Genomic DNA, 19,022 nt, shown 5'->3' on the forward strand with positions numbered 1-19,022 from the left:
GCTTACATCATACCTGGCATGCCGCCTTGGGCTGGCATTTGGGCTGCTGCTGCATCATCCTTAGGTTGATCAGCGATAACGGCTTCCGTTGTTAGCAACAACGCTGAAACAGAAGCAGCGTTTTGCAAAGCTGAACGAGTAACCTTGGTTGGATCAACGATACCAGCCGCAATCATGTCAACCCATTCAGCTGTGGCAGCGTTATAGCCAATACCAATTTTTTCATTCTTTAGTTGGTTAACAACCACTGAACCTTCAACACCCGCATTTTCTGCAATTTGGCGAACGGGCTCCTCTAATGCGCGCTTAACAATGTTGATACCTGTTTGGACATCACCATCTTCAGAAAGCGCAGCAACAGCTGGAATAGCATTGACCAAGGCAGTTCCACCACCTGACACAAAGCCTTCTTCAACGGCTGCACGAGTGGCATTCAATGCATCTTCGATACGGTACTTACGTTCTTTAAGTTCAGTTTCCGTTGCCGCACCAACATTGACCACAGCAACACCACCAGTTAATTTAGCAAGGCGCTCTTGCAACTTTTCACGATCAAAGTCAGAGGTTGTCTCAGCAATTTGTCCTTTAATGACTTCCACGCGTTCTTTGATTGTTGCAGCATTACCACTACCTTCAACAATTGTTGTATTGTCTTTTGTGACAGTAACCTTAGCTGCTTGTCCTAATTGATCAATCGTTGTATCCTTCAAACTCAAGCCTAAATCATCAGTAATAACAGTTCCACCAGTTAGGATAGCAAGATCCTCAAGTTGGGCTTTACGACGATCACCGAATCCTGGTGCCTTAACAGAAACAACGTTGAACGTACCACGCATCTTGTTCAAAACAAGTGTTGGCAATGCTTCACCAGTAATATCATCAGCAACGATCAACAAAGCACGGCCTTGTTCAACAACACTTTGTAATACAGGCAATATGTCTTGAATATTTCCAATCTTCTTATCCGTAATCAAAATATATGGATTGTCCAATGAGGCTTCCATCTTATCATTGTCAGTAACCATATATTGTGACATGTAACCACGGTCAAATTGCATTCCCTCAACAACATCTAGCGTTGTTTCAATACCCTTTGACTCTTCGATAGTAATCACACCATCATTGCCGACTTTTTCCATGGCTTCAGCGATTAATTTACCGACTTCTTTGTTAGCAGCAGAAACTGAAGCAATTTGCGTAATTTCTTCTCTAGTTGAAACCGCCTTTGATAACTCATGCAATGACTTCACAGCCGCTGCTGTTGCTAATTCAATACCATGACGAACACCAACTGGATTAGCACCAGCAGTAACATTCTTCATACCTTCATTAATAATGGCTTGTGCCAAAACTGTTGCAGTCGTGGTCCCATCACCAGCAATATCATTAGTATTTGAAGCAACTTCGGCAACTAGCTTAGCGCCCATATCTTCAAAGTGATCTTCTAATTCAACTGCCTTAGCGATCGTCACACCATCGTTTGTAATAGTAGGTGCGCCATAACCTTGTTCAATCACAACATTGCGTCCCTTAGGACCAATTGTTGTTTTTACTGTATTGGCTAGCTTATCAACACCTGCTTGCATTTTTGCACGTGCATCTTCTGAAAATTCAATATCTTTTGCCATATTTACTACCCTCTATTTTATTAATTATTTTAATTACAACACTGCCACGATATCTTTTTCGTGGACAACCAAATAATCAACCCCATCGACACTAAGTTCATTACCAGCGAACTTATCAAAAATAACACTGTCGCCTTCTTTAACAGCGACTGGTGCTGTCAAGTCGCCAACCGTTTGCGTAGAAACAGCGACTACTTTTCCTGTAACTGACTTTTCTTGTGCATTAGAAGCTAATAAAATTCCCCCAACTGATTGCTCAGATGCTTCTGATACTTGCAATACAACACGATCTCCTAATGGTTTCAACATGTTATCTGACCTCCACAGGTTAATTTTTCTTTTATTAGCACTCTTTAAGTTAAAGTGCTAACTGACACTATTAATAATAACACATTACTAATCATTTGCAAACTTTTGTTAAAATCAGTTTGACGATTATTAACCTTATCCAAAAAAGCATAAAGGCCCGAAATCCGCCAATATTTTCACAGATTTCGAGCCTTACATGCTAACCATTTATTTTTCAGCGACAAATGTTTCCAAAGCCAAGGTTGCTTCAGTCCATTGGTCTTCAATTTCTGCTATTTGCGCATCAAGATCCGCAATTTTTTCAGAAATTTCAGTTAATTTTGTTAAATCAGAACCGTTCTCAGGGTCATTTAACGCTTGATTCAACGTATCATGTTCATCAGACAGAGTTGTCATTTTATCTTCTAATGCCGTTACTGCTCGTTCTAAACGACGTTGTTCACGTTGTTGATCTTTAAGCGCAGCTCTTGATAAAGTCTGTTTTGGCTTATTTGATGGCGCATCATTAGTTGCTTGCTCATCTGTTTTGCCCTTATCGTCCACTTCATCAGCAGTTTTTTCAAGATAATAATCATAATCACCATCAAAGAAACGCGTACCTGATGGTGACAGTTCAACTACTTCCGTCGCAACTTCATTAATAAAGTAACGATCATGCGAAACGAAAAAGATCGTACCATTATACTCATTCAATGCCGTTTCTAACACTTCACGTGAATCGATATCCAAATGATTAGTTGGCTCATCAAGAATCAAAAAATTTGCATGTTCCAATGCCAGCTTCGTCAATAACAAACGCGCACGCTCACCACCTGATAGCGCAGCAACTAACTTTTCTACTGATTCACCTGAAAACATAAATGAGCCAAGAATTGAACGGACATCCTTTTCAGGCATTTTGGGATGTTCATCCCAAATCGTATCAATCACTGACTTTTTATTATCTAACGTTTGTTGTTCTTGATCATAGTACCCAACCGTGACATTCGCACCAATTTTTATTTGACCGGCCAGCAAAGGAAGTTTACCCAAAATTGTCTTAATAAAGGTTGATTTACCAATTCCGTTTGGACCCACCAAGGCAACTGCATGTTGCTTATCGACAGCAACATTGACATTTTCAGCTAAAACATGAGTCATATCATAGCCCAATTTCACATCGTTGACTCTTAGCACTTCATTACCAGAATCTTCATCAGCCACAAATTGAATATGAGCGACGCCAGATTCATTTTTGGGTGCTTCAATACGATCCATACGGGCCAATTGTTTACGCCGTGATTGCGCGCGCTTCGTTGTTGACGCACGCACAATATTACGCTTCACAAAATCTTCTAGTTTTGCAATTTCAGCTTGTTGTTTATCATATGCTTTTTGTTCTTGCAGTACCTTAGCGGCTTTCTGCTCCATAAAATCACTATAATTACCTTTATAGTGGTCTAATTGACCAGAATGCATATCATAAATTTCTGTGACCACGCGATCCAAGAAATAACGATCATGGGATACGATCAACAAGGCCCCTTGATAATTTTTAAGATATTGCTCTAACCAGGCTAACGTTTGCATATCCAAATGATTGGTCGGCTCATCCAAAATCAACAAATCAGGTGTTTCTAACAGTTGCTTTGCAATCGCTAATCGTGTTCGTTGTCCACCAGACAACGCCGCAATTTTCTGATCATAAAAAGTTTCATCAAAACCAAAACCATGCAGAACTGATCTGATGGTTGCATCATAACCATAACCATTCTTTTCATTAAAGTCATGTTGTGCCTGGTCGTACGCTGTCAACAATTCTTGATAAGCATCGCTTTCATAATCCGTCATGGTCGCCATTTGAGTTTCCATTTGTCGCATACGTTCTTCCAACGCAATGACATCAGCAAAAGCCGTTAACATTTCATTATAAACTGACAAATCAGAATCCAAGCCAGAATTTTGTGCTAAATAAGCTAACCGAATGCCTTTTTTCATTGAAACTTCACCTTCATCAGGCGTTGTTTCACCAATTAACATCTTTAATAAAGTTGACTTTCCAGCACCATTACGTCCAACCAAGCCAACGCGACCTTTATTTTGAACTTGCATGGAAATATTATCAAAAAATGTGACCCCGTTAAAACGACGGGCAACATTACTTGCTTGCAAAATAATCATATCTATTACTCCATCTTAGGTCAGAAAATTCTATTCTGACCACTCTCATTCCTCTGTCTACTGTACCAAAACAATGCAACAGGTGCTAGTGCCCGCCAACATTTTCGTTCGCTGTCGCAAAGGCTTGCCGGACTTCAGAAACGAAATACAAGGAACCTGTAAATAAAATCAAATCATCTGGTTGGATCCCCGCACGTACCGTTTGATAGCCTTGCTGCCAGTTTTTATGCATCATTAAATCATCCATAGCTGTTTGTTCAAGTACCTCACTAGGATTGATTGGCTGACGATTATTAGGACCTTGAAAGCCAACGACATGTAACGCAACGTTTGGCAATTCAGCTAATAGTTGCAACATTTTCGGATAATTCTTGTCAGACAATGCCCCAAACAAAACATGAACTCGTCGGTGATTGAATCTTGTTCGTAAGGTCTCCACCAATGCCCTGACACCAGGTTCATTATGGGCGCCATCCAATATTACTTCTGGATTAGTAGCCACTTTTTCAAAACGTACCGGCCACGTAACTGACTCTAAGGCTGAGTCAATCATTGCTTCTGTTAAAGAACGCTTAAAATATTTGGCCACAAGCTGAGCCGTTTGGATGGCAACCGCCGCATTATCAATTTGATATTTACCGATTAAGTCCACAAATAAGTTTTGATAGTTAATTGATCCAGTAACCTGAAATCGTTCGCCCCATTCATCCCCTGCAGCTAAGCTCGTCGCTTGAAACTGTTGTCCCAATCGATAAATGGGTGCTCCCATAGCATTTGCGACAGTATTGAGAACTTGATTGGCATCTTTAGGCAATTGCCCCACAATCAACGGTCGTTGTCTTTGAATAATGCCAGCTTTCTGGGTAGCGATTTCAGTAATCGTGTTACCTAAAACATGCATATGATCTAATCCAACCGTCGTAATCACGGCAGCTATTTTATCTGGTATCACCGTTGTCGAATCCCAGGTACCGCCAACACCGACTTCCAACACAACCACATCCACTGGATGCTCTGTAAAATACATAAACATTAAAACTGTCAATGCTTCGAATTCCGTTAATCCAGTCGGTAACTCTACGTCTAACTGTTCAACAATCGGTGCTAATCTTTGTACCAAATCTAATAAATCAGCATCTTTGATATTGCCGCAATCATCTTGAATCCGTTCATTAAATTTTAAAATGTACGGTGACGTAAATAAGCCAACCTTTAACCCGCTTGCACGTAGTAATTGTGCAATCATCTTACTTGTTGATCCCTTACCGTTTGTCCCCGTTACATGAACATACTTTAATTGTTGTTCAGGGTGTCCTAAACGCGCTAGTATTTTGTTTAAACGTTCAAACGTTGGTGTTTTCGTCCATTTATGCCGACCATGAATATAGTCAATTGCATCACTAACCGTTTCAATTTTTGCCATTTTGGACCCCATTCACTCCATGATAAACAAAAGCGCCGTCTACAATGTAGATGGCGCTTCTGTTTGTGTAATTTACTGCATTGTAACGACGAACCGCTTAAATTCGTTATTCACAATATACGTAAGTATACACTTAAATAGTTTTAATCGCAAGTATTGATTAACTATGCTTTTGCTGCTTGCAATTGTGTCAAACGATCTTGCGTTGCTTGTAACTTGTTTTCCCAATCAGTTAGCTTCTCACGCTCAGCAGCGACAACTTTTTCAGGCGCATTGTTAACAAACTTTTCATTACCTAATTTACCATTAGCACGCTTAACTTCACCTTGGAATTTCTTGACTTCGTCTTGCAAACGTGAAATTTCTTCATCCAGGTCAATTAACTCAGCCAATGGTACATAAATTTCAGCACCAGAAATAATTTGAGTCATTGCTAAATCAGGCGCAACAATGTCGGCAGCAATTTGAAGATTCTTTGGCTTTACAAAACGATTAATATAATCGGCATTTTCCTTGAAAATACGTTGTAAGTTTCCATCAGCCGTCTTGATCAACACATCAATTGTCGTTGACATTGGTGCATTCGCCTCTGTACGAATTGTTCGAACTGCTTTGATTAAGTCAATTAAGCTATTAAAGTCCGTCTCAGCTTGCTGATTAGCTAGGTCTTCGTTAACTATTGGATAAGCTGCTGTCACGATTGATTCACCTTCGTGTGGCATTTCTTGCCAGATAGCTTCAGTAACGAAAGGCATAATTGGATGTAGCAGACGCAATGTATTATCTAATACGTAAGCCAAGATTGACTGTACCGTCGCTTGCGCCGCAACGTCATCCCCATTTAATGTTTCCTTGGTCATTTCGATATACCAATCTGCAAAATCATTCCAGATAAAGTTGTATAACGTCCGACCAGCTTCACCAAATTCAAATTTATCAAAGTTCTTAGTTACTGCGGTAATCGTTGCATTCAAACGTGATAAGATCCATTGGTCAGCTAATGACAATTTACTCTTATCGGCTGGTAATTCAGCCTTTGTATCATCTGCCAAATTCATTAATACATAACGAGATGCATTCCAAATCTTATTGATGAAGTTCCATGCTGAATCCATCTTTGTATATGAAAAACGCACATCTTGTCCTGGTGTTGAGCCAGTAGCTAGGAACCAACGCAAGGCATCAGCACCATATTTTTCAATCACATCCATTGGGTCAATACCATTTCCCAATGACTTTGACATCTTACGACCTTGCTCATCACGAATCAAACCATGAATCAAAACGTTCTTAAATGGACGGCGACCAGTAAATTCCTTTGATTGGAACATCATGCGGGCAACCCAGAAGAAAATAATGTCATATCCCGTAACCAACGTATCAGTTGGGAAGTAACGTTTGAAGTCCTCTGAATCTGTGTCAGGCCAACCCATTGTTGAAAATGGCCACAATGCTGATGAGAACCACGTATCTAACACATCAGAATCTTGTTCCCAGTTTTCAGCATCAGCTGGTGCTTCCATACCAACATACATCTCACCAGTTTTCTTGTGATACCATGCTGGAATTTGGTGTCCCCACCATAATTGACGTGAAATAACCCAATCATGGATATCATCCATCCAACGAGTAAAGGTACCTTCAAAACGTGGTGGGTAGAAGTCGACCCGATCATCTGACTTTTGCATGTCCAATGCTTGTTCAGCCAATGGCTTCATCTTAACAAACCACTGTGTTGATAAACGTGATTCAACTTGGACACCCGTACGTTCTGAATGACCAACGGCGTGAACAATTGGCTCTACTGATAGCATCCAACCACCAGCTTCCAAATCAGCAACCATTGCCTTACGAGCATCAAAACGGTCCATACCAGCATACTTGCCGGCACGTTCGTTCATCGTCGCATCTTCGTTCATTGTGTTGATGCGTTCCAAATCATGGCGATTACCAACCCCAAAGTCATTTGGATCATGGGCTGGTGTGATTTTAACCATTCCTGAACCAAATTCAGGATCAACGTATTCATCGGCTACAATCGGAACTTCACGGTTAACTAACGGTACAAGCACCTTTTTACCAACCAAGTCCTTATAACGTTCATCAGAAGGATGAACAGCTACGGCCACATCCCCAAACATTGTTTCTGGACGTGTTGTGGCAATCTCAATATAATGCTTACCTTGATAAGTGGTTTCTTTATCCACAAATGGATACTGCACATGATAGAAAGCACCTTCATCATCTTGGTGAATAACTTCGATATCTGACAAAGCCGTCCGAGCCTTTGGATCCCAGTTAATGATATATTCACCACGGTAAATCAAGCCCTTTTCATAAAGGGTCACGAACACCTTACGCACAGCTTCTGAAAGACCATCATCCAAAGTAAATCTTTCGCGATCATAGTCCAATGACAAACCTAACTTACCCCATTGTGACTTAATCGTTGACGCATATTCATTTTTCCAGTCCCAAACTTGGTCAACAAACTTTTCACGACCTAAATCATAGCGTGAGATACCTTCCCCTGCTAATCGTTGTTCAACCTTCGCTTGCGTGGCAATCCCAGCATGATCCATACCTGGTAACCATAATGTATCAAAACCTTGCATATGCTTTTGACGGATAATCATATCCTGTAAGGTTGTATCCCAAGCATGTCCTAAATGCAGCTTACCAGTAACATTTGGTGGTGGAATAACGATTGAATAAGGACGGGCTTTCTTATTCTCTGATGGTTTAAATCGTTTCTCCTGCACCCACTTATCATAACGTCCAGCCTCAACAGCTGATGGATTATACTTACCAGGCATATCAATTTCTCGCATAACCTTAACTCCTTGTTTAATCACTCTTTTTCGTTGTTATCCATTAAAAAAGCCCTGAACATACATTATCTGTATGTTCAGGGCGAAATTATCGCGGTACCACCTGAATTAGAGCTATTTCTCTATCTCATTTTGACTTAACGCGTCCTCACGTTACCGACTACTTCATCGTTCATCAGTAAAGCCCACTAGTTACCTTCTAAGTAATCGTCCTCAAAATCTCACACCAAAATGATTTTGTCGCTGTTAGTCACGTTACTTATACTCTCTAGTGCATTGCTATAAGGGCAATTTTACAATGATAAAGTAACAAAATCAACCCTGTACTCTGCCATATGACTGTTGCTATCCAATTATTTCATTTAGAAAATATCCAGTAATGCTTGTACTAATAGATAAGCACCATAAACTAATACAATTAATCCAGATACAATATTGACCCAAACCAATACTTTTTTAGGTAAACGTTCCTTTAGTAAATTCATGACGATCGTGATTGTATTAAACCAAATAAAAGTTGCGATAACCACCCCAATAATAAATGGCCAAACCGCATCTTTTGCCAACGTACCACGTAAGGCACCCAGCATCAAACTACCATCGATTAAAGCTTGTGGATTTGCCCATGAAACAATAAATGCTGACACAATCGCTTGTTTTACTGGCAGTTCATTTTTTTGTGTATTTAGTTGCACACTATCTGCACTACGAAGAATGCCCCAGCCAATCCATAGCACTAGTAGACCACCAACAATCATGACAACTAATCGCAACCAAGTCACTGAACTAATAATAGCGCCCATCCCAAAAAAGGCGGCTAATGAAAATAACGAGTCCGCAATCCACACAAACAACACGTACATCAACGAACGTCGAAAAGAATTTGTCAGTGCATTATTAAATACATACAAATTCTGCATGCCAATTGGTGCCACGAAAGCAAATCCAATCATCATCCCTTGTATTACCGTCATTAACATTTCTAAAACCTCACATATTTCCCACAACCGTTTTATTTAGTTTACAAAACTAGATGTAACGGTTATGATAATCATAATAATTAATTTAACAAAATCCCTACTATTTTTACTTGCGAAAGGAGAATCAATAACCCATGCCTACTTTAACCAATGAAAATCGGCGTTATCTCATTACATACGAAACTTTAAATGCTGTTACCCATGGCATTGGCGTCCTGGCTGCAATAGTTGGTGCAACTTTGCTAATGGTCAATAGTGTGCAACATCATTTTTCAGCTTTTACAATTGTTGCTTTAGCTATTTATGCGACATCAATCATTAGTTTTTTGCTTGCATCCACCTTATTTCATGCGCTTATTTTTACCAAAGCAGGTAAAATTTTCCAATTCCTTGATCATTCCGGCATTTACCTCGTCATCTTAGGTAGTTATACCCCTTATACCTGGTTATTTTTAGAACATAACGTTGGTTGGACCATCTGGGGAACCATTCTATTATGCACTATTTTAGGCTTTGTTTACGACTTATTTTTTGTTGGTCGTTGGCCCTGGTTATCGGTCATTATCTATGTTGTCATGGGTTGGTTGATCGTCCTTGCGTTCCCAGCCTTGCACATAGCCCTAACGCCTTTCGCATTTTACCTGTTATTGGCTGGTGGTATAACTTACACCCTTGGGGCACTCTTATACCTCATCCCTAATCTGCCACTTAGCCATGTTTATTGGCACATATTTGTCCTAGTTGGTGCCACACTCATGTATATTTCAATTTATTCAATACTATTCAGCTAAACCTGCCATTAACTACAAAAGGTCGAAGTCTTCCATAATTGGAATTGGCTTCGACCTTTTCATCTATTAAAAGTTTGCTAACATAGCTACTTTTAAATTATTTATTCTTTTCGATACCAGCTTGGACCCATTTGTTAAAGTCATTGTCGGTTGCTTCAACCTGACCATCTTGTTGGTGATTTTGGTAATCATTCTTCTGTTGTTGCGAAAATGCATCCCAAACAGAACCACCGATTGAATAATGACTAGCACTTAACAAGACATCCTTAATTGCTGGATCAACAGCCAATTTATTAACTGCTGTCAACTGATCCTTTTGCCACTTACCAGCTACAGCATATTCTAAACCATCCTCTAGCTTCACTTGGCGAGCAACTGTCACTGTACTAATTTTTGGTTGCTCATTAGCTGATTTTAAGACGAGGGTCGTTGCCTTAGCATAGGCCTTCATAAAATCATTAAGTGACTGTGTCCCATCATCCGCCAAAACAACCGTTAACTCATTGCCCTTTTGATTAACTGAAGCGACATCAGGTACATTACTTTGCCCTTTAAGCAATTTTTTGACATCCAGAGTTTTTTTTACATCAGTCGTACTTGAAGACTTGGCATCGTCTTTTTTCGATGCTACTTTTTGACTACTCTGGCTTGTTGATTGTTTTTTCTTATCAACCGTCTTAGAACTTTGTGATGAAGTGGCTGCGACCGCTTCTTTTTCATTTGGTGTACTATTAAACACGATTGCAAAAACAGCAACCAACGCTGCAACTGCCATAATCCCAATAATCATCGTAATTTGTCGTTTATGCATTATGATTTACCTTTCTTTTCCTCAAACCATAATATTCTATCACAGATAGCTTTGCGACTTTAATGACAATATCACAATTACATTAATAAATGTTAACTTTTTGTTAAACGATTGCGTTATGTTGTAATAATTAACCCTTCCGTCCAAAAAGACGAGCAAAAAAGCCTCTAATACCACCATGTTTACGACGTGCAACACGTGATTCAGTTGTTACATCATCAGCTTTTTCGACGGTTGCAGATTCAGTCTCCACTTGGACATTTTCTACAGGGGTTTTATCAGCTACTGTTTCTTCACTAGTTGCAGCTACTGATGTTGCATTGTCCGCTGTTTCATCAGTTTTTATCTCATTAGTTGCTTGTTGACTTGCTGCAAGTTTTGCCTCATGTTTAACTTCTTCATTATGCACATATTCGGCAATCATTTCATCTGTTAAGGCTGGCATAGCCACTGTTTTTGATGTCACACCTAGTCCAACAACTGTTCGTCCAGTCTTACCAGTTTGTTGGTTCGTTGCATGGACTTCAATCTGGCTTGGCAAAACTTCATCTGGTAAAACCAATTCGAACTCCAGACCATTGTCAACGGGTAATGAAATCACATGTTCATCGCCAACAAAATGCACGGAAATAGCGACATCGGCTTGATTAACGCGTCCCTCAAGTAGTCGCTGACCATTTTGCGTAGAAATAACCGCAGTGACCACTGGCGCTGGTTGGTCAATAGCTAATGCGATCTCTTCTTTTTCTGACCGGTCAGGAAGAGTGGCTGATAACGTCACTTCGCTATCCGTATTTTCGGTCGGTACCTTAACCATAAAACTACCACTTTTGTCTGAAGTCGTTGTATCAACATCATTGTTGGCATACTTAACAGTGATCACAACATTCTCTGACGCCACGTGACCAATAATTGTTGTTCCCAAACTATTTGTCAATGTCGATGCTACCAAATTTAGTTTTGATTCACTCATATTGCGCTCTCCATCCCTTATAAACTGTCAATAATACATTCATTGTACCAGATATTCATACTAACTAAAAATAATAGTCCTGCCACCATATTCTAAGCACAAAAAAAGGCTGAGATAGAAATTCTATCTCAGCCTTAATTACATATTAATTAAAATACTATTCGTCATCTTCTGATGTGTGACGAACGATTAACGTATCAAACGTTGAAACACGTGTAACGAACTCAGTAACAGAACCAATCAACAAACGCTCAATAGCATTTAGACCAGTAGCCCCAATCATAATCAAATCAATGGCATACTTTGCAGGTGCTTGTGTTGCAATCACGTCCTTAGGTGAACCATACTCAATTGAGTAATCAACATTCTCAACACCAGCATCCTTAGCCTTCTGCAAATAGGCATCTAATGTCTTCTTTGCAGTACCGGCAACTTGCTCAACCATTGTTGTTCTAAAGTCAGTGACATTTTGGAATGAACGTGTATCAATAACATGTAGAATGTGTAGATTTGTGTCTACACCATTCTGCTTAGCCACCTTAATTGCACGATCCAATGCAGCCTCAGCTTCTTTAGATCCATCAACTGGTACCAATATATTCTTGTAGTTTACTTTTACATCAGCCATAACAGTTCCCCCTGTCCGATTGACCATATGCGACTTTTTCTACACTTTTATTATAACGCATCTATCACATTTTTTCACATAAATTACGTTTCTTTTTATCTTTCGTGATATATATAAATTATTTAAATAAAAGACGAACTACCACAATTGCCAATACAGTTGTTAGCAAAGTTGCAATGATAACAAAAAGGCCTCCTGGTAAAGCCGCCCCATTTGTTAAAAAAGTACTTATTAATAATAAAACTGCATCAATCGTAAACAACCAACCAAACCATCGTGCGGGATGTTTAGCCTGCTGAGCAGAAATTCCCAGAAATCCTTGCTGATGCATCAGCAAATAAATGCCAAGTCCACCTACGATTACGGCAAACAATATATAAAGTCCAATAACCATCATTTTATTCCTTTTCTTAACTGATAAAAAAGCCGCTCATCTTCGATATACTTATCGAAAATGAACGACTGATGTCCCTCAAAATATAAAAATTTGAGAAACTATGAACACTTGATTGGCGCCGTTAGTAAATTCGACTGAGTTGGCTCCGATTAAAGGAAAGTGGGTGAATAAGTCCGCCTTGTACAACTACTGAGTGAAACAGCATGTTGTAGCGGCTTCCCGACATCCCCGAGCAAAAAGGTTGTAAAGCAACTACAGATGGTAGAATTACGCGTACGCCCAAGGAATTCATCTATATGTTTATTATACTAACAATTGCTTAAAATGAAAGTCTTGACACATAACTTATCCGATTAATCGTTTACTTTCCCTTTAGCCCATCATGTTGCGCTTTTCTCAATTTAGCGTATTGTTCCTTGTAAGCTCGTTCCACCTTAGAATTACCAGCAGGCTTAAAGTAACTTGATCCCATTAACTTATCAGGTAAGTATTGCTGGGGTACCCAGTCACCAGGATGACCATGAGGGTACACATAATCCACACCATGGCCTAATTGCTTAGCCCCTGAATAGTGTGAATCTTTTAGGTGTGCTGGCACATCGCCAGTCGCACCTTTTCTAACATCACTGATGGCCGCATCAACAGCTGTAATCGCCGCATTAGACTTAGGTGATAATGCCAGTTCAATGACGGCATTAGCTAACGGAATACGTGCCTCTGGAAAGCCAAGCTGTAAAGCAGCCTGAATAGCAGTCACAGTACGAGCAGCCACCGCTGGATTGGCCAAGCCAACATCCTCATAAGCAATCACCTGCAGCCGCCTAGCAATAATTGGTAAATCTCCCGCCTCAATCAACCGTGATAAATAATGTAACGCTGCATCTGCATCACTACCACGAATAGATTTTTGAAGGGCAGAAATAACATTATAATGTCCATCACCATTTTTGTCCGCTGTGATCGCTTTACGCTGAACAGTTTCTTCAATAATTGGCAACGTAATGTGTACGCGACCATTTTCATCTGGGTTGGTTGACTTAACAGCCAGTTCGAGTCCGTTCAAAGCTGATCGCAAATCACCATTCGTTGCGTAAATCAATTGTTGCCGCGCCTCTTCGTCTAAGTCAACCGCAAAGTCACCTAAGCCACGTTCTTTATCTGACAAGGCACGGTCAACAGCTAACTGCATATCCGCTTCAGATAATGGCTTCACTTCAAAAATCTGGGTTCGCGAACGAATAGCTGGCAAAATCGTTAAATAAGGATTTTCCGTCGTTGCACCTATCAGAACAATACGGCCACTTTCTAAGTGTGGCAGTAAGAAATCTTGTTTAGTTTTGTCTAATCGATGAATTTCATCTAGCAGCAACACGACCGTACCAGACATTTTGGCCTCATCTGCTACGATTTGTAAGTCCTTTTTGGTATCGGTTGCCGCATTTAAAATACGAAAAGCATACTTTGTTGAACCAGCAATCGCACTAGCAATGCTAGTCTTTCCTGTTCCAGGAGGTCCATATAAAATCATCGATGACAACATTTTAGCTGTCACCATCCGATTAATAATTTTCCCTTCACCTACCAGATGTTGCTGACCAACAACTTCACTGATATTGCGTGGGCGCATGCGGAAAGCCAATGGCTGTTGCATCCGAATTACCTCCTTTGATCAATGATTTAACTAGAATAGCTTTTTATACCAAGGTTTTTTAGGCTTGGTCTGATCATCACTATCCTGACTGTCTTTATCATCAGTAATCGTTTCCTCAATCGAAACTGGCTCCTGATGAACTGCTGAATGACCTGCTAGGACCACCACAATATCCGACTGATCATAAATCGCATCTGTTTTTAATGTAAATTTTGACTGATGTTTAGCAGCTAATTTCATATACTGATTTAATACATCACTATCGATATGTCCATTTAAATAAAGAACCGCATCAGGATGAGCCTCTAATTGCTCCTCCCACGCCTGTAGATAGCGACTATCACCAACAGTCGCACGTTTTTGTAATGCATAAACACGTTCGCGAAAGTTACCTAAGTATTGATGTTTTTCGTCGGGATTAATTTCAGGGGTACCATATAGTCCATTTTGAACATGGGGATCCATTTCTTGTTTAGCCATCAATGTCTCTCCTTTTTCATTATTAGGTTTATTTTAACATACTCATTGCATACCGACAATTTACCTCATTATACTAGCCCAGCCCCCAATAAAAAAGGATTGGAACAACTTGATTGTCCCAATCCTTTTACGTTCAATTTGTATTAATTTTGATGGTCCATAGACTACTCCGCCACATTCTCCTGAACTTGATGATATTTACGCATCATTTCTGCCATGTGTACTTCATGAACAACAAATTCATGAGTGCGACAAACGTAGTCATGTTCACGTCCTATTTTTGCAATATAGCCATTAATATAATCTACCTCAGTTGGACGTCCTTTTGAGAAATCCTGATACATTGAAGGATAATGGTATTTATATTCTTGACTAACCGTGATTACTGAATCAACTTGTTCCTGTCGTGTGGCAATCACATAGATACCAGCTCGTTCGCAGGCATCATAAGCCTCATCAAACAGTTGCTTAGACATTTCTCTAACACCATCATACTCAATGAATTGACCCATCTGCATTTCAAACATGGTACATAGCGTATTCGTCACCGCATTAAAGACAACCTTTGACATACACATACCCAACCATTCATCCACTACAACTGGGTTTAACTTTGCCTGTTTCAAGTCAGCGACCACGGCCTGAAATGTTTCGTCGTCTGCTTGTTGATCATATTTGGCGATGTGCATAACTTCAGTTCCTTCAGCACCCATAAAGTCCACGTTAGCCGGACCATCCAAGCGAGTAGCAATCATTGCTGTTCCACAGTAAATATGGTCTTTAGGAAAATATTGGGCAATCTTTTCAAAATGTCCCATACCATTCATCGCAGAAACAACATACTGATCATCATGAAAAATACCTGCCGCAGCATCACGTTTTAACTCTTCTGCCAGTTGCATCTGCTTTTTAAAAATAATCCAAACATCAGGATGACCTGTATATTCTTCGGGGTAAAAAATATTAATGGGTTCAATATGACGATTCTCATGATCACGGGCGACAGAAACACCGCCTTGTTCACGAACTGCTTCGACATTAGGTTCCCAAGTGTCAATAAAGTCAACGTCAACATCGGCGTTCTTTTGTAACATGATCCCAAACCTATACCCCATTGCGCCTGCACCGATAACTCCGTACTTCATATTGACCACCTCTTTTTCATTATTTTTAAACTTAACAACAAATCCACTCATACGAAACATGTTTTTAAATTTAAAGGTTGAATGCAGTTTAATCTTTTTAACTAGTAAATGTCAATAATATATTAGAAAAAATAACTTAACAATCTAATTTAAAACAAATAAAGTTCATTATTTTTTAATGATATAAATAACAAAAAACACCTGTGAGCATAAACGACCCAGCTAGCCGTTCGCTTATTGCTCACAAGTGTTTAAATTTTTAGCTAATTAACAAAGTTGCCACGCCAGCAACAATTAAATAAATTAAATACGCCCCAAACAACCAATGTAAGGCATTGAGTAATTTTGGAAACCGCCTTAACGCCGAATGACCAGCAAAATAAACTGCTGTAGGCATTAATAATACCACGGCAAACACCAATGCGCCCATCAGCCAATTAGTTGGCATAACAGGTAACATTAATGTCATAGTTTGGCCTCCAATTCAACATCCGGATACTTATTTGTAAACCAGCGCTCCGCAAATTGATTCTCAAATAAGAAGACTGGATTTTCATAGCGATCACGGACAAGTAAGTTTCGTGACGATGCCATTTTTGGATCTAACTGCTCTGGGTTTATCCAACGGGCAATCTTTGGTCCCATCGTTTCTAATGAAACCTCAGTATTGTATTCATTTTCCATACGGAATTGGAAAACTTCGAACTGCAAAGCACCAACGGCACCGATAATGTAATCACCCGAATCCCAAGCTGTATACATTTGAATCGTTCCTTCTTGAACCAATTGCGTCACACCCTTATGGAATGATTTTTGCTTCAAGACATTTTTAGCATGCACACGCATAAATAGTTCAGGTGTAAATGTTGGTAGCTCTTCGAAAGCGACTTCATGCTTACCAGCATAAATCGTGTCGCCAATTTGGAAATTCCCCGTATCATAAATACCAATAATATCACCTGGATAGGCAGTTTCAACATTCTCACGTGTATCAGCCATAAACTGAGTCACATTAGCAAGCCGAATTTTCTTTTTGGTTCGTTGCAACGTGACATCCATACCACGCTCAAATTTCCCTGAAGCAATCCGCAAAAAGGCAATGCGATCACGATGATTTGGATTCATATTTGCTTGAATTTTGAAAACAAAACCTGTAAATTGCTCATTTTCAGGTACAATTGCTTCACCAGTAGTGGTATTTTTCGCTCCTGGTGCTGGCGCAAATTGCATATAAGTTTGCAAAAATGTCTCGATTCCAAATCCACGTAGCGCTGAACCAAAGAAAACCGGTGTTAGCTTACCATTCATAACAGCTGCTTCATCAAATTGATTACCCGCATCTTGGAGCATCTCAATTTCATCACGTGTATCATCCCATAATGAATTCTCTTGAATAGCATTTGGCTTAGCTAGATCAACACCCTCATCATTAAGTGGCAAGAAGCGTTCTGATTCACTAGCTGGTCGATAGACTTCAACATTGTTATGGTAACGATCAAATAATCCAGCCAAAATTTGACCCGAACCAATTGGCCAATTCATTGGGTAGGCATTGATACCTAACGTAGTTTCCAATTCATCTACTAAATCCAATGGCTCCCGACCATCGCGGTCAAGCTTATTGAAGAAAGTAAAAATAGGAATGTGCCGCTTACTAACAATCTCAAACAATTTCTTAGTTTGTGGCTCAATTCCCTTTGCTGAATCGACTACCATGATAACTGAATCAACAGCCATCAATGTACGGTAAGTATCCTCAGAAAAATCCTCGTGTCCTGGGGTATCCAAAATATTAATTCGTTTACCGTCAAAATCAAATTGTAAAACAGATGATGTAACAGAAATACCACGCTTTTGCTCAATTTCCATCCAGTCAGATTTCGCAAAGTTTCCTTTACGTCCCTTAACCGTACCAGCCTCACGGACAACTCCTCCAAGCTTTAGTAACTGCTCTGTAATTGTCGTCTTACCAGCATCCGGATGCGAAATAATAGCAAATGTACGCCGGGTTTGCGTTGCTTCTTTTAATGATGCCATAATTAATCGCCTTTTTATTATTTTATATTATTTTTAAAATTCTTAACAATTTAGTATAACGAATATTAGCATTTGTTTCAATAGCTCAAGAATCAACGCTACCATTGTCAATGGCGACAAAAAAAGACTGGCACCATTTCATGACCCAGTCTTTTTATTTATATTATGACAACTATTGTTGACTATTTCGACGTTTAATTTCTAAATAACGCCGGTACCACAAGTCAATATAGGCATCGGAAAACGGCCCTTGCTGATTGTTGATCCAATCGACTAAGATTTTGACATGCTCACGCACAATATAATCAACATCTGCTGGATAACGCCAACGTGCTTTATGTAATTCATATTCGTCTGTATCTAACAAACGTTTCTCACCATTTGGAAAAACTTTCACATCCAAATCATAATCGACATACTTCAACGCTTCTTTATCCAACACAAATGGTGATGCCAGGTTACAATAGTACGACACACCATTCTCTCGTATCATAGCAACAATGTTAAACCAATACTTTCGATGAAAATAAACGATTGCCGGTTCCCGTGTCACCCATCGGCGACCGTCATCTTCGGTCACTAATGTATGATCATTTAAGCCAATAATTGCATTCTCACTGGTTTTCAACACCATTGTGTCACGCCAAGTCCGATGTAAACTCCCATCATGCTTGTAGCTCTTAATAGTTACGAAGTCGCCTTCACGTGGTAATCGACTATCTTTCATTATCTTGAGCTTTCTGTGAATTTCACCAAATTTTTTTCTATTTCATTGTAT

General features: G+C 39.7%; 17 protein-coding genes and 1 other annotated feature. Of the genes, 1 reads left to right on the forward strand and 16 read right to left on the reverse strand.

Going from position 1 to position 19,022, the window contains the following annotated elements; translation table 11 throughout:
* Positions 1 to 2: 2 nt before the first annotated feature.
* The 6 genes from groL to FOL01_RS07885 all read right to left on the reverse strand — a co-directional run bounded on the left by groL (position 3) and on the right by FOL01_RS07885 (position 9,331).
* The gene (gene groL / locus FOL01_RS07860; RefSeq protein WP_075270103.1) at positions 3 to 1,628 is read right to left on the reverse strand and encodes a chaperonin GroEL; all 1,626 of its coding nucleotides are present in this window, start codon (positions 1,626 to 1,628) and stop codon (positions 3 to 5) included.
* A 33-nt stretch (positions 1,629 to 1,661) separates the two neighbouring features.
* Positions 1,662 to 1,937, reverse strand: a complete 276-nt coding sequence (locus FOL01_RS07865; RefSeq protein WP_075270104.1) for a co-chaperone GroES — start codon at positions 1,935 to 1,937, stop codon at positions 1,662 to 1,664.
* A gap of 207 nt (positions 1,938 to 2,144) precedes the next feature.
* On the reverse strand, positions 2,145 to 4,097 hold the full coding sequence (locus FOL01_RS07870; RefSeq protein ID WP_075270105.1) for an ABC-F family ATP-binding cassette domain-containing protein: 1,953 nt from the start codon (positions 4,095 to 4,097) through the stop codon (positions 2,145 to 2,147).
* 85 nt (positions 4,098 to 4,182) lie between these two features.
* Complete coding sequence (locus tag FOL01_RS07875) at positions 4,183 to 5,520, reverse strand: bifunctional folylpolyglutamate synthase/dihydrofolate synthase (RefSeq protein WP_075270106.1); 1,338 nt, start codon at positions 5,518 to 5,520, stop codon at positions 4,183 to 4,185.
* 164 nt (positions 5,521 to 5,684) lie between these two features.
* Positions 5,685 to 8,351 carry a valine--tRNA ligase gene (locus tag FOL01_RS07880; protein WP_075270107.1) on the reverse strand — a complete coding sequence of 889 codons (2,667 nt, stop codon included), beginning with the start codon at positions 8,349 to 8,351 and terminating at the stop codon, positions 5,685 to 5,687.
* 75 nt (positions 8,352 to 8,426) lie between these two features.
* Positions 8,427 to 8,637: a binding site (T-box leader), on the reverse strand.
* A 76-nt stretch (positions 8,638 to 8,713) separates the two neighbouring features.
* Entirely contained in the window at positions 8,714 to 9,331 is a 618-nt protein-coding gene (locus FOL01_RS07885; protein ID WP_207649838.1) for a LysE/ArgO family amino acid transporter, read from the reverse strand.
* Between the two features lie 134 nt (positions 9,332 to 9,465).
* Here FOL01_RS07885 and trhA point away from each other — a divergent pair, with 134 nt between their 5' ends.
* Positions 9,466 to 10,122 (forward strand): PAQR family membrane homeostasis protein TrhA, encoded by a 657-nt coding sequence (gene trhA / locus FOL01_RS07890; RefSeq protein WP_075270108.1) that lies wholly within the window; start codon positions 9,466 to 9,468, stop codon positions 10,120 to 10,122.
* Positions 10,123 to 10,219: 97 nt separating this feature from the next.
* On the opposite strand, the gene FOL01_RS07895 is transcribed toward trhA, so the two are convergent.
* The 10 genes from FOL01_RS07895 to ntdP form a co-directional block, all read right to left on the reverse strand.
* Positions 10,220 to 10,933 (reverse strand): hypothetical protein, encoded by a 714-nt coding sequence (locus FOL01_RS07895; protein ID WP_075270109.1) that lies wholly within the window; start codon positions 10,931 to 10,933, stop codon positions 10,220 to 10,222.
* A 130-nt stretch (positions 10,934 to 11,063) separates the two neighbouring features.
* Positions 11,064 to 11,906, reverse strand: a complete 843-nt coding sequence (locus tag FOL01_RS07900) for a hypothetical protein (RefSeq protein WP_075270110.1) — start codon at positions 11,904 to 11,906, stop codon at positions 11,064 to 11,066.
* A gap of 157 nt (positions 11,907 to 12,063) precedes the next feature.
* The gene (locus tag FOL01_RS07905; protein WP_075270111.1) at positions 12,064 to 12,534 is read right to left on the reverse strand and encodes a universal stress protein; all 471 of its coding nucleotides are present in this window, start codon (positions 12,532 to 12,534) and stop codon (positions 12,064 to 12,066) included.
* Positions 12,535 to 12,652: 118 nt separating this feature from the next.
* Positions 12,653 to 12,931: a hypothetical protein gene (locus tag FOL01_RS07910; protein ID WP_075270112.1), complete on the reverse strand. Its 279-nt coding sequence runs from the start codon at positions 12,929 to 12,931 to the stop codon at positions 12,653 to 12,655.
* 361 nt (positions 12,932 to 13,292) lie between these two features.
* The gene (locus tag FOL01_RS07915; protein ID WP_075270113.1) at positions 13,293 to 14,582 is read right to left on the reverse strand and encodes a replication-associated recombination protein A; all 1,290 of its coding nucleotides are present in this window, start codon (positions 14,580 to 14,582) and stop codon (positions 13,293 to 13,295) included.
* A gap of 30 nt (positions 14,583 to 14,612) precedes the next feature.
* Positions 14,613 to 15,062 carry a YueI family protein gene (locus tag FOL01_RS07920; protein WP_075270114.1) on the reverse strand — a complete coding sequence of 150 codons (450 nt, stop codon included), beginning with the start codon at positions 15,060 to 15,062 and terminating at the stop codon, positions 14,613 to 14,615.
* A gap of 164 nt (positions 15,063 to 15,226) precedes the next feature.
* Complete coding sequence (locus FOL01_RS07925) at positions 15,227 to 16,207, reverse strand: ketopantoate reductase family protein (RefSeq protein ID WP_075270115.1); 981 nt, start codon at positions 16,205 to 16,207, stop codon at positions 15,227 to 15,229.
* 259 nt (positions 16,208 to 16,466) lie between these two features.
* The gene (locus FOL01_RS07930; RefSeq protein WP_075270116.1) at positions 16,467 to 16,676 is read right to left on the reverse strand and encodes a hypothetical protein; all 210 of its coding nucleotides are present in this window, start codon (positions 16,674 to 16,676) and stop codon (positions 16,467 to 16,469) included.
* Positions 16,673 to 18,244, reverse strand: a complete 1,572-nt coding sequence (locus FOL01_RS07935) for a peptide chain release factor 3 (RefSeq protein ID WP_075270117.1) — start codon at positions 18,242 to 18,244, stop codon at positions 16,673 to 16,675. The genes FOL01_RS07930 and FOL01_RS07935 overlap by 4 nt, the downstream gene beginning before the upstream one ends.
* Before the next feature lie 172 nt (positions 18,245 to 18,416).
* Positions 18,417 to 18,971, reverse strand: a complete 555-nt coding sequence (ntdP, locus tag FOL01_RS07940; protein WP_075270118.1) for a nucleoside tri-diphosphate phosphatase — start codon at positions 18,969 to 18,971, stop codon at positions 18,417 to 18,419.
* Positions 18,972 to 19,022 lie beyond the last annotated feature (51 nt).

This window comes from Weissella thailandensis, assembly GCF_001932615.1.
Lineage (GTDB): Bacteria > Bacillota > Bacilli > Lactobacillales > Lactobacillaceae > Weissella > Weissella thailandensis.